11 protein-coding genes, 1 pseudogene and 1 other annotated feature are annotated in these 12,732 nt (G+C 36.3%); of the genes and pseudogenes, 10 read left to right on the forward strand and 2 right to left on the reverse strand.

The features are described from left to right. From BN1206_RS05090 to BN1206_RS05120, 8 genes are all read left to right on the forward strand, one after another. The coding region (locus tag BN1206_RS05090) for an ATP-binding cassette domain-containing protein (protein ID WP_156172734.1) at nt 1-1,093 on the forward strand (1,093 nt) is incomplete at its 5' end. Nucleotides 1,094-1,159: 66 nt separating this feature from the next. Further along, nucleotides 1,160-1,407: a binding site (T-box leader), on the forward strand. Between the two features lie 64 nt (nt 1,408-1,471). Then, complete coding sequence (brnQ, locus tag BN1206_RS05095; protein WP_013641966.1) at nt 1,472-2,851, forward strand: branched-chain amino acid transport system II carrier protein; 1,380 nt, start codon at nt 1,472-1,474, stop codon at nt 2,849-2,851. Nucleotides 2,852-2,939: 88 nt separating this feature from the next. Next, nucleotides 2,940-3,503 carry an RNA 2'-phosphotransferase gene (locus BN1206_RS05100; RefSeq protein ID WP_082104753.1) on the forward strand — a complete coding sequence of 188 codons (564 nt, stop codon included), beginning with the start codon at nt 2,940-2,942 and terminating at the stop codon, nt 3,501-3,503. 154 nt (nt 3,504-3,657) lie between these two features. Continuing rightward, nucleotides 3,658-4,134: an alpha/beta hydrolase gene (locus tag BN1206_RS05105; protein ID WP_231575973.1), complete on the forward strand. Its 477-nt coding sequence runs from the start codon at nt 3,658-3,660 to the stop codon at nt 4,132-4,134. Nucleotides 4,135-4,266: 132 nt separating this feature from the next. Next, nucleotides 4,267-5,598, forward strand: coding sequence for a dihydrolipoyl dehydrogenase family protein (locus tag BN1206_RS05110; protein WP_014565876.1), 1,332 nt, complete (start codon nt 4,267-4,269; stop codon nt 5,596-5,598). A 203-nt stretch (nt 5,599-5,801) separates the two neighbouring features. Next, on the forward strand, nt 5,802-6,896 hold the full coding sequence (locus BN1206_RS05115) for a flavodoxin (RefSeq protein ID WP_022087084.1): 1,095 nt from the start codon (nt 5,802-5,804) through the stop codon (nt 6,894-6,896). Nucleotides 6,897-6,968: 72 nt separating this feature from the next. Further along, nucleotides 6,969-7,067, forward strand: coding sequence for an SDR family oxidoreductase (locus BN1206_RS09885; RefSeq protein WP_014565878.1), 99 nt, complete (start codon nt 6,969-6,971; stop codon nt 7,065-7,067). Between the two features lie 90 nt (nt 7,068-7,157). Continuing rightward, entirely contained in the window at nt 7,158-8,528 is a 1,371-nt protein-coding gene (locus BN1206_RS05120) for an APC family permease (RefSeq protein ID WP_013641967.1), read from the forward strand. A gap of 258 nt (nt 8,529-8,786) precedes the next feature. Here BN1206_RS05120 and BN1206_RS05125 read toward each other — a convergent pair. Continuing rightward, a pseudogene (locus BN1206_RS05125) lies at nt 8,787-9,371 on the reverse strand (endonuclease III domain-containing protein). 192 nt (nt 9,372-9,563) lie between these two features. Here BN1206_RS05125 and BN1206_RS05130 point away from each other — a divergent pair. Beyond that, nucleotides 9,564-10,598, forward strand: coding sequence for a YeiH family protein (locus BN1206_RS05130; RefSeq protein ID WP_013641969.1), 1,035 nt, complete (start codon nt 9,564-9,566; stop codon nt 10,596-10,598). A gap of 349 nt (nt 10,599-10,947) precedes the next feature. Here the strand turns inward: BN1206_RS05130 and BN1206_RS05135 are convergent, their stop codons facing one another. After that, a complete protein-coding gene (locus BN1206_RS05135) occupies nt 10,948-11,226 on the reverse strand; it encodes a hypothetical protein (RefSeq protein WP_013641971.1) in 279 nt (92 codons plus the stop codon). A gap of 126 nt (nt 11,227-11,352) precedes the next feature. Here BN1206_RS05135 and BN1206_RS05140 point away from each other — a divergent pair, with 126 nt between their 5' ends. Beyond that, a complete protein-coding gene (locus tag BN1206_RS05140) occupies nt 11,353-12,627 on the forward strand; it encodes an SWIM zinc finger family protein (RefSeq protein WP_231575972.1) in 1,275 nt (424 codons plus the stop codon). Nucleotides 12,628-12,732: the final 105 nt, after the last annotated feature.

The raw sequence follows: 12,732 nt of genomic DNA on the forward strand, positions 1-12,732 counted from the left end.
CAGTCCTGTCGAGATTAAAAATGATCCGCAATCATTAATTGCACCATATTTGAATGGTAAAGCTAAATTAATGGCTAGAAAAACAAGCGAGAAAGTTAATACTGAAAAAATTACTTTTGAAGTAAATCACTACTTTAACTTGCATGACATTAAAGCTGGCATCCCTCTTAATCAAATCACTGCAGTCACCGGTTTTTCTGGTGCCGGTAAAACTAGTCTAATCCTCGATTCACTTGTTCCAGCAATTCAAAACCAAAGTAAAGACGAAAAATTACCCAAGCAGATTAAAAAATTTAATTCACCAGTCCATAACGTGGTCAGCGTTGATGCGTCGCCAATCGGAAAAAGTACGCGTTCAACCGTCGCTACTTATATATCGATCATGGACAATTTGCGTAAACTCTTTGCCCGTCAACCAATGGCAAAAGAAAAGCATTACACGCCTAGTTACTTCTCTTACAACAATAAAGAAGGAGCTTGCCCAACTTGTGGCGGTACTGGAATTGTTACCCTAGACATTCAATTTTTGCCTGACATGCAACAGACTTGTCCAACCTGTCATGGTGAACGGTACAATTCTAAGATTCAACAAGTTAAATGGCATAATCTGTCAATCGTCGATGTTTTAAACTTAGACATTAATGAGGCCTTACCTGTCTTTAAACGCGTGCCAAAGATCGAACGTGAATTGGAATTGCTTAAAGAAGTTGGCCTTGACTACTTACACTTAGGTGAAAGTACGCCAACTTTATCCGGTGGAGAAGCTCAGAGATTAAAGCTTGTAACTCACTTAAGTCATAAGCAAGACGACACTTTATTTGTTTTTGATGAACCAACTATTGGGCTTCACCCACTGGATGTAAAAGTTTTAGTTCAAGTAATGCAAAAGTTGCTCGATCAAGGTGCGACGATTATTACGATTACTCACGATTTGAATCTAATTGTTAATGCAGATTACATGTTAGATCTTGGCCCACGTGGTGGTGAAAATGGTGGTCGGGTAGTCGCCGAAGGTAAGCCAGCTGATTTAATTAAGAAGCCAGAAAGCTTAACAGTTAAGTATTTAGCAGACTATTGGAAACAATTTAAATAAAAATATTAAAAAAGTGTTGACTTTCATGACAATCTAATTAAAATAATGATTAACAATTTAATCAATCTGAAAGCAAAAGAAAGAAGAGTAATTTAATTCTTGATTAACAGCGAGTCTCGTCAGGTGCAAGGAGATAAATCTAAGATTAAATGAAAATCCCTTTCTAGTTCTGTTTCTTAATCAATAGTAAGAAGCAGTGGGAGCGCCCATTATAGTGCCAACGTATCGCCATATTTTTTATGGTCGCACGTGAAAGGTATTGTTAGAAATAGCAATATGAATAAAGGGTGGTACCACGCTAGAGCGTCCCTCAGTCAAAGATATTTTGGCTGGGGGACTTTTTTTGTGATCAGACTTATTTTTTCAGGAGGAGAAGACATGAAAGATCTCGAATCTCAAAAGTTGACCTGGAAGCAATATTTAGTCGTTGCTTCTCTATTATTTGGATTATTCTTTGGGGCAGGAAACCTAATTTTCCCACTTCATTTGGGCCAATTGGCTGGTTCCAACTGGGGTACAGCCACTGTTGGTTTTCTGATCACCGGTGTATTGTTGCCATTGCTTTCTGTATTGGCAGTCGCAATCACTCGTTCAGAAGGTGTCTATGATATTGGTAAACCGCTTGGTGCAGGATTTGCCATAGTCTTTATGGTATTGATCCATGCAACAATCGGACCATTGTTTGGTACACCAAGAACTGCAACTGTTTCATTTACAGTAGGTGTAGCACCATTCATCCCCAAGAATATGCAGACTCCAGCTTTATTAATATTCTCTGCCTTATTCTTTGTTGCCGCATTTGCCTTTTCATATCATGAAAACAACATCTTATCTAACGTTGGTAAAGTTTTAAACCCTTTATTCTTGGCCTTGCTTTTCTTAGTATTCGTTGTTGCATTTGTAAACCCATTAGGTAATCCACAAACTGCAGCTGTAACAGGAGCTTACAAGCACTCAGCTTTAGTTAATGGATTCTTAGAAGGTTACAACACAATGGATGCCTTGGCTGGTTTGGCCTTCGGTGTAACTGTAGTAACGGCTGTACGTGGAATGGGACAAAAAGACGCAAAAAGCGTATCAAAAGTTGTTGCTAAATCAGGGGTGGTAGCTGTAGCTGCCATCGGCTTAATCTACTTATTGCTCATCTTGATGGGTGCAATGTCACTTGGTAAGTTTAATGTTTCTGACAACGGTGGTGTTGCTTTTAACCAAATCGTTAACTACTATGGTGGTATGTTTGGTCAAGCGTTGCTTGCATTCTTGTTAACTGTTACTTGCTTGACTACAGCTGTAGGTTTGGTTGCCGCATTTGCTCAAGATTTCCATAAGCATTTTCCAAAGGTAAGCTACCATGCATGGCTTGCACTTAGCTGCTTGGCATCATTCTTAACTGCTAACTTTGGTTTGGATCAAATCATCGCTTGGTCAACCCCAATGCTTATGTTCCTATATCCTTTATCAATGGTATTGATCATCCTTTCAGTTTGCTCACCATTATTTAAGAAAGATGGCGTTGTTTACTTCTTTGTAATCTTGTTCACTGTTGTTCCTGCATTAGGTGATATGGTAGTGGCTTTTCCAAGCGTAGTTAGCCAAAGCAGTTTTGGTTTAGCAGTAGCTTCAGTAAGAAATACCATGCCGCTTGCTAGCATGGGTCTGTCATGGTTAGTGCCAGCTTTAGTTGGTGCCGTGATCGGCTTGACTGTTCACTTTGTAAGAGGACAAAAGGTTGCTCAAGTTGAAGATGAATTAGAATAAGTAATAAATCCTTTTCTCTATGGGTAGTTGGAGAAAAGGATTTTTTATTTTTGTCTTAAAATAGATGTGAAAGTTCAGGTGACAAAAATTGCAAAACAGATCGGATCATCGCAGTAATGTTTTCATCAGTAAAAAGATGTCCCATTGTTTACGACATAATCCAGGCAAATATGGTTTAAAGTTAGACGAATACGGCTTTGTCGATCTACAAGACTTCCTAGATGCAATGAATAGAATGCACCATTTTCAGCCGAAATTAACGGAAATGAAAATTCGTGAAATCATGCATAACAGTGATAAAGAACGTTTCGAGATTAAAAACGGAAAAATTTGTGCTTTATATGGTCATTCAGTTCCCGGCATTATTAAACGCAAAAAAGCAATTCCACCTAAAGTTCTTTATCATGGAACAGCTCATCGTTTTTTAAAAAGCATTGAAAAAGAAGGTTTATTGCCCATGGGACGCCAATATGTTCATCTTTCGACAGATATTCCGATGGCAGAATCGGTCGGAAAAAGGAGAGACAATAATCCTGCAATCTTAATGGTTGATGCAGAAAAAGCAGCTAAAGATGGAATCGATTTTTATATTGGCAATGATGAAGTATGGTTATGCGATCATATGCCAAGCAAATACTTACACCTACTATAACTTTTGACTATAGTAACTAAACGAAATAAGTATTTTACATCGTTATCGAACCTTTATAGAATAAATTTAATTATTAAGAAGGGGACGATAATATAAAAAATAAAGAACCATTATCAGTATTGGTTCAATCTTTGCTGTATTAATTGCGGCATTTATCGGATATTTTGGTTTTAAAGAAAATCAACATGTACAGGCTGCTACCAGAAGCACGCCAACATTCTTCTTCCACGGTTACGGCAGCAGCTACCGTGCAGAACAAAATATGACTGCTGCGATCAGACGAGCAGGTGTGACAAACACAATTGTTCGAATAAACGTTTCTAGAACTGGCAAGGCAACACTGATTGGGAGAATTCCTAGAGGCACAAGAAATCCATTAGTCGAAGTTAACTTTGCAGACAATAGATTATCCGGTACGTCTGGATCATATGTCAACGCCTACTACACAACTGGTGCTCGCTACGTAAGAAATGCGATTAATGCAGTTACTAAAAGATACGGTTACAGAACCATCAATGCGGTATCGCACTCAATGGGGAACTTGGAATACTACACTCAACCTGGTGGTAACCACGATGCTCCAACAATGAGCAGAATCATTAACCACTATGGTAAAGAATTGTTTAAGTAAATAATTTAATTAAAATCACTCAGCTAAGAAACTGAGTGATTTTTTGTCGTTAAAAGATAAGCATTTATATTGAGCTTACTTATAATAAGTGATAATTTTAAGTTGTATTAAAATTTTGTAGGAGAAATATAAATGAAAAAATATGATTACATTATTTTAGGTAGTGGACCAGTTGCAATGCATTTACTGGCAAAACTTGAAAGAACGACAAATGAAGTTTTAGTAGTTGAAAAGAGCTTATGGGGAGGTACTTGCCCAAATACTGGATGCCAACCCAAAATCTTTATGGAAGGTACAGTTCGCCCCGTTTTAAATAGCTATTATTTAGCAGGAAAAGGTATTAAAGAAGCAGCTAAAATTGATTGGCCCACCTTAGTAGCTAGAAAAAAGAAAATTTGGGCAGCTTTTCACAAAAATGAACGTAAAAGTATGACTGGTAAGCATTCTGATACTATTCAAGGAAAAGGAATAATCACAGGTCCCCATACAGTTAAAGTGGGAGATCAGGAATATGAAGGCAAAGATATTGTTATTGGAACCGGTTTGTCTCCACGTGACCTTGATATTCCGGGTGGCAAATATGCGATTACCAACAATGAATTCTTTGATTTAGATGAACTGCCAAAACGCGCGATTGTTATCGGTGGTGGCTATGTTGCCATGGAACTGGCTACTATCTTGCAAGCAGCTGGTACAGAAGTAACTATTTTGCAGCATTCAGACCGTTTGCTTCGTCCTTTTGATCAAGATTATGTTCAAGAATTAAAGCAGATTATGGAGGAGCGCGGTATTAAATTCCATATGAATGCACCTGTTAAACAAATTACCAAAGACGGCGATCAATATACTGTTACAACTACTAACGGTGAAAATTTTGATACTGATCTAGTTATTAATGCAGCAGGTAGAAAGCCAAACGTTGAAGGAATGGGTCTGAAAGAAGTTGGCATTGATTTTGATCCCAAACGAGGCATCAAGGTTAATGAACATATGCAAACTAGTATTCCAAGTATTTTTGCGGCAGGGGATGTAGCTGATAATGGGCAGCCAAACTTGACGCCTGTTGCCTGGGTAGATGCATATCATATTATTAATTTTATTGAAAATGGCATTACTGATCCTATCAAATATCCAGCTGTAGCTACAAACGCATTTACTTATCCAGAAATTGCTCAAGTCGGAATTCGCGAAGATGACATGGAAGAAGGAGACTACGTTAAAACTTTAGATTTAAGTGATATGTTTTTCTCAATCGGCGAAGGAGATTCTCATGCTAAGTTAAAGGTAATCCTTAATAAAAATGGTGTGGTACGTGGTGCTTCAGAATTAAGTATTCACGCCGCTGAAGACATCAACAACTTCGTACCACTAGTTGGTAGAAAATATCCAGCTAAATTTGTAGAAGAGAATCTAACTTTTGCTTTTCCAACTCCAGCCAATAACTTGGATACACTATTTCGTTAATTGAAAATTAAATAGAACGAGGTTTTACCTCGTTTTTATTTTGTTATCTACTATACGTAACGCGTATAGCCTCATACCTAAGTAGCAATTCTCTTTTCATATTCACCTGCATATACTAAAAGAGTAAACAGTTGAAAAGAAGTAAAAGAAAGGGAAGAGGAAAATGAAACACAAAACCTTCAAAAAAAGTCCTAGTTGCAGGGTTGGGATTTTTAGCAGCTGCTTCACTGTTTATTTTTGGTAAGCAACCAACTCAAGTACAAGCTGCTAAGAAGTCATCAAGTAGTTTGATTATTTATTTCTCAAAGACTGGTAATACTGCAAGAGCAGCACGTCAAATTCAAAAGGAGACTGGCGGTAAGTTATTAAGAATTACTCCTAAGAAAGCTTATCCTAATGACTACGATGCCACTACTCGAGTAGCACAAAACCAAATTCGTAGAAATATTCATCCAGCTATTAAGACCAAGTTGCCAAGTATTAAGAAATACAGACACATCTACATTGGTTATCCAACTTGGTGGGGTCAACCACCAATGATCATTCACACCTTGTTTGATCGTTACAACTTCAAAGGTAAGACAATTACCCCATTCACAACAAGTGCTGAATCACCAATGTCAAGTTCAATGCCTGTGATGCGTCGCTTAGCTAAGAAAGACAAGGCTAAGTTAACTAAAGGTTACAGATACACTTCAAACAGTGGTCTTCACAACTTCTTAGTTAGCATCGGTGCTGTTAAGAGAAGCAAGAAGGCTAAGAGCTCCAAGGCTCCAAGCCAAAACCAAACTCCAGCTACTAATGTAACTAATCCAACCCCAACCGACAGCAAGAGTTTGGTAGTTTACTTCTCAATGTCAGGTCAAACTCAAAGAGCAGCTGAAGAAATTCAAAGATTAACCAACTCAAACATCTTTAGAATTCAAGCAGCTGATCCTTACCCAACCACTTATGATAGTTATGCTCAACGTGGTGACAACGAACGTAGAAACAATATTCACCCCGCTATTAGAGGTACTATTCTTAACTGGGATCAATACTCAACCATCTACGTTGGTTTCCCAACCTGGTGGCAACAACCACCAATGATCATCCACACTTTGTTTGATCAATACAACTTTAGTGGAAAAACTATTGTTCCATTTACTACAAGCATGAGCACTCCAATGTCTGCATCAATGCCTTACATCCGTCAAATGGCAGCTCCATACAACGCAACTGTATTGAATGGATACAGATACACCGGCGACAATGCTGGATTAAGAACTTGGTTACAAGGTTTAAACTTGATTAAGTAGTATTATTATTCAAATGCGCGAGGCTAAATGGTCTAGCGCATTTTTTATTTTATTTAAAAAGGAGAAAAGAAAATGAAGTTAGAAAATAAAGTAGCATTAATTACTGGTGGCGGCTCAGGTATTGGTTTTGCTGACCCTGCAACTCAAGGCTCAGACAAGCCAGTATATTAATTACTCTATCCTCTATCCCTATTGAAAATCAGAAGCTTCTTGGCCTAAAATAATAATTGTAATGGGAGGATTATAGAATCGAGGCTTATCATGGAAAATTCAGATAAGAAACCTAAGAAATTGTCCTTCATTTCTATTTATTTCTTAGGGATTAACGCAGTAATTGGGTCAGGTACTTTCTTACTGCCAGCCAAGATTTATCATGAGATGAATCTAATGGCAATCGTGGTATTATTATTGACCGCCGTAGTTGTATCAATGATCGCTCTATGCTACGCAGACTTATCAAGCAGATTTAAAGGGTCTGGAGCAGCGTGGCTATATGCTTATCATGCTTTTGGCCGATTCACTGGATACGAATTAGGTGTTTTTACTTGGTTTTTAGGTTGTTGTACATTAGGGGCTGAAACTGTCGCATTACTAACTACGCTGAAGAGCTTTTGGCCAGTCTTAAATAATCAAACTATCTATTATTTACTAGCATTTGGGTTAATTATTTTATTCGCCATCATAAACTTCTTTGGTCGTTCATTAGTCAAACTAGTAAGCAATATTTCAGCAGCCGCAAAAATGATTACATTGTTTATCTTTATCATTGTAGGGGCATTCTTCATTCATCAAGGTAACTTCTCACCAATTATTCCAGTAGCAGCTACGAAAGGGGCTGGACCATTTTTGCAACACTTTGGTGCAGCATTTACTCCAATATTCTATTTGTTTACCGGCTTTTCATTTATTCCAATTGCGGCTCGTCAAATGAATAATCCTGAAAAGAATATTCCACGGGTTCTAATAGCCGTAATGGTTAGTGTCACTATTTTAGACTGCTTAATGATGTTTGTAGCTATTGGCCTTGTTGGTAGTAAATTAAGCACTTATTCAACACCATTAGCAAGTGCACTAGGAAATGGCGTTGGTAAGTGGGGCTACTCATTCATTATCGTAGGTATGCTTATCTCAATCTTTGGTGTTGCATTTTCTGCATCATTTAACGCTCCATCTTTGATTGCATCCCTCGCAAATGAACAAAAATTTTTACCTGCATGGGTTGGCAAAAAGAATAAACACGATGCACCATGGGTCGGCATCATTATGACAGCTATTTTAACTGGTGTATTTGTAACTCAATCATACTTATTCCTAGTATCATGTACCGTATTGGCTTCATTTATTCAGTATGTTCCATCAATCTTAGCTGTAATTAAATTCAAACACAGTAATGAATTTCCTAACCACGGATTTAAGTTACCTGGTAAGTATACTATTCCAATTATTGCTTTGATTGTCTCATGCTATATGGTTACTAACTTCACACCTGTAACTCTTTTAGTGGGAGTAGTTGTAGCAGCTATCGGTGCTGTATTATATATCTTCATGGACCGAGATCCTGCCATGGAAGAAATGGAAAAGCTGCACCAAGAGTTTTTGGATAAATTGAGGCATAATAAGATCAAGTTTTAACTTATTACAAAACTGTCGATAGATTTCGGCAGTTTTTTGTTTATTTTAAATCTAATTTACTAGCATCCATATGGCTTGAATTACATGAAAATATCAAAGAGGCATATAATATTGGAAGATATTAAATAAGAAAAGGGTAGATCAGAGACCGTAAAATAGTTTGTGTAGGAATGAATAATTCCTTAAATTAATTTCTTAAAACATTAGAAAAAGGAGTTCCTTTCTCGTATGATGAAACTGTTGTGGCAACTTATATTCCTAATTAAAAGTATCTATCATCGCATGAAAATTCTGATAATTACGTAAAGTGAAATTATCTAGATTCTTCTCAATCAAAGCTTTTGCTTTTTCATATGGCGGCACATTTTTTCAACCCAAACAGGCAAATAAACGGCGAGAATATGTATCAACCACAAATTCACCTTTGCGAAGGCCATACATCAAAATAACGTCTGCAGTTTCAGGGCCAATACCATGAATAGATAAAATTTCTTGGCGTAATTTATGTTTATTTTGTTCCTGAGCTAATTCTAAATCGCAATCAAAGTTGTCATTAAAATAGGTGGCAACATTCTTGATAGTTTGTGTTTTGCGAGTATAAAAACCAGCAGAAGCAATCATTTTGCTCAGTTCTTCATTTGTCATATTTAAAATATTTTGAGGTAAAAAGTCAGTAGCATAATAAAGAGAGGTGAGTGCTTTAGCTACATTTTTCCAGTTGATATTTTGAATTAAAATTGTCGACCAGATCACTTCCCAATCACTGCGTCCAGGCCACCAGCCAGTGGGATCCATATAATCATACATGATGTCGTAAAGTTGATTTAGGGTTATTTTCTCCATACTTATCACTCATTTTCTTATAAAGAATCTATATATTTAGTCTTACAAATCCAATTATAGTATTTCTTAAGAAATTATAAAAAAGAGACGCAGTGTCATTTTTTATACTGATATTGTGATATTATGAGCAATGTAATGAAACAAAGTTCGGGTACTTTGTAAAACAACTTTATATATTTGGAGGTCCTTTTATTGGAAATTATCAAAACTAAATCATTTAGGCTAGCAGCCATCATGACTTTGACTTGTTCTCTTGCTGGTATTCTTTTAGCCAAACTACCATACGCTAACTTAATTGGAGCTTTGGTATTAGCACTTTTATTAGGTATTCTTATGCAGTTTCTACCAGAGAGGACACGTCAAAAAGCTTCAGGTGGTATGGGCTTTATTTCAAATAAGTTCCTAAGATTAGGAATTATTTTGCTCGGCTTTAGACTTGATTTAGAAAAATTGGCAGCAGCAGGTATCAAAACCATCTTAGTTGCTGCACTTGCAGTTGCAGGTACTATTTCATTAACTTATTGGCTCAGCCGTAAATTCGGTGCAGAAGATGAATTAGCATTTCTCTCAGCATGCGGTTGTGGTGTCTGCGGTGCAGCAGCAGTAATGGGTGTTTCACCACAAATTACAGCTGCTGATGAAGCAAGAAAAAGAGAAAATGAAGTTTTAGCTGTTGCAGTTGTCTGTGTAATGGGAACAGTCTTCACTTTATTAGAAATTGGACTTAAGCCTGTCTTAGGTTTGACTGATTCTCAATTTGGTATTGTTGCTGGCGGTTCTTTACACGAAATTGCTCATGCAGTTGCTTCAGGTGGTGCATTTGGTAACATCAGTTTAGACAGTGCTTTAATTATGAAATTATCTCGTGTAATTCTTTTAGCACCTGTAGCATTAATTATCGGTTACTTATACCAACGTCGTTCAGCTAAAACAAATACAGGCAATGTTGAAAAAGCTCAAAAGAACGGTAAGTTACCAATTCCTTGGTTCTTAGGCGGTTTCATTTTAACTAGTGTTTTAGGTACTTACTTACCATTCTCAGCTAGCTTGTTAGATGCTTTAGTACAAGTAGCTTACATCTTCTTAGGAATGGCTATGGCTGCATTGGGTGTTTCTGTTAACTTTAAAGTTATCTTCAAACGTGGTGGTTCAGTATTTGGAGCAGCAGCAATCAGTTCAACCTGTTTATTGGTATTCATGATCATCATGAGTAAATTATTCTTCTAAAAGCACAAAAAAGAGATGACCCCTGTAGTCATCTCTTTTTTAACATCTCATATCTTTTAATTTACTCTCAACTCAACTTTTGTGTTAACGCAAACTGCATCAACATCTCCTCAAAAAATACAGTAATTATCACTTTCCAACAAAATATTGTACCAAAACAATTAACGATATAGAATGTTTTTTCAATCGGAAATATTCGAATCCGCATTTACATCTTTTTCATTATCATCAAAGAAACTTACCAAGCTATCGTAGTCGGGGTAGGGTTCTGGATAAACTTCTAGATAGTCTTTGATATTACGACAGTATTCACGATTTTCTTCCTTCACGCTACGGTGATAGATTTCCTCTATTTAGCCAATTTATATGCTACTTTCTTAGCCAAAATAACAGATTTATTTTTCACAGTATTTAAGTTTTTATCCAATTGAATTTTTTTATCTTTTTTATGATCAACTTTTATTCCATTTAAGTCTTGCATTAATTCCACTTTGGTACGATCGTCCATATAATTAGCACTTAAGATCTTTTTGACATCATTTTTATGTTTTTGTGAACTAATCGTTTTACCAACAACTAAACCAATGCCACAATAGAAGGCTGCTTTAACGATTTTTCTTACTAGCATAATAAACACCTCGTTCTTTGTTTATCTTATTTTTCTTTACTTTAATTATATTTCTTTCTACTGGCTTTTACTATTTAATATGTAGTATTGTAGTTTAAAGTTATACCAAATTAAGGAGTTGTTCAGATGGCACAATGGCCTAAATTATTTCCTCAACGAATTTTAGATCGAGGGGAAATTTATTTTGAAAATCAAATGGTACAAAACATTCAGTTAGCCACTGATCGAGAGCACTTCACAGCTCAAGTTCAAGGTGGCATAGGTCGATACTATAACGTTTCTGGACGTTTACGCCCAGACGGTCGAGCATCTGAATTAAAGTGTAATTGTCCTTGGGCTATGAAAGGCCATCGCTGCAAACACCAAGTAGCCGCATTAATGGCAGCAGAAGAAAAGCAAAATAATACAGACACACAAGCAGTTATGGATGGCGCTCAAGTCGACTTTAAGGATTTAATCTCTGATCAGATTAAACAAGCAATCATTCAAGCCAATTCTGCTATCGATCCTTTTGAAATTATCGGTCAAAGAACATTTAGTCAAGAATCTTATGATCATGCATTGCGGTTAATTGATACTTTACAGGAAATTAATTTCCGCAAAGTCGACGACAAAATGCGTGCTTACGAATATATCTGGAATTTTGAAAACGAAAAGGGTAATTGGCAAAATTTATATATTAAATTCACACGCTGGCAAATTCTAACTATCGACTTTGAGAATAGAACAGATATTAAAGATCAAGATACGATTACTATTTTTGCCTTACTTAAGTTTTTAAAAGAATATATTAAAGATGATCCTTTTGATGTAACCAATCAAGCGGCCAATCAGTTGTTAGATTTATATTCAGACAATGCTGCTAAAGTTAAAAGTCCTACTATTTTAAGAGCGCAAATTGACAATTATGGTAGAATGCCTCGATTAACCTTTAAGTTAGGAATAGAGAAACACTTATACCAAATTAATGATCTAAATGCATTAATAGATGCAGTGCATAAACAAACGCCAGTAAAATTAGGGAAGTTCTTTAATGAACCAATTGATCCCAATCAAATGACTCAAGACAGTAAGAAATGGCTTAATTTCATTGCAAGGATTATCGATGCACGCAATTTAAGTGTTTATTACAGTGGAAGCAGCCATTTTGATTCAATTGAAATTGAAAATTCAATTGCTGATGAAGTAAATGATCTAATTTACAACGGTACTAAGCTTTATTCAGGTACTCATTTAGTAGGATATACTTCTGATCAGTTAGACTTAAATATCAACATTACTGCTGATAAAGGTGGAGCGATTGTCACAATTGAGGATTTTCCGGCTAGAACTATAATCGCTGGTAGAAATAGTTATTACGGCTATTACAAAGGTGTTTGGATCAATTATAGCAATAGTTAGTTTAGTGGTGGCATCATTTATTTCTCAATCTATAATTATGCTTTTGAAGAAATGTCGTATTGGGTATGTTGTCCCTATTTTGATAGGTGCGATTTTATATGCAGT

It is taken from the genome of Lactobacillus sp. OTU4228 (assembly GCF_001006945.1).
Taxonomy (GTDB): Bacteria; Bacillota; Bacilli; order Lactobacillales; family Lactobacillaceae; genus Lactobacillus; species Lactobacillus amylovorus.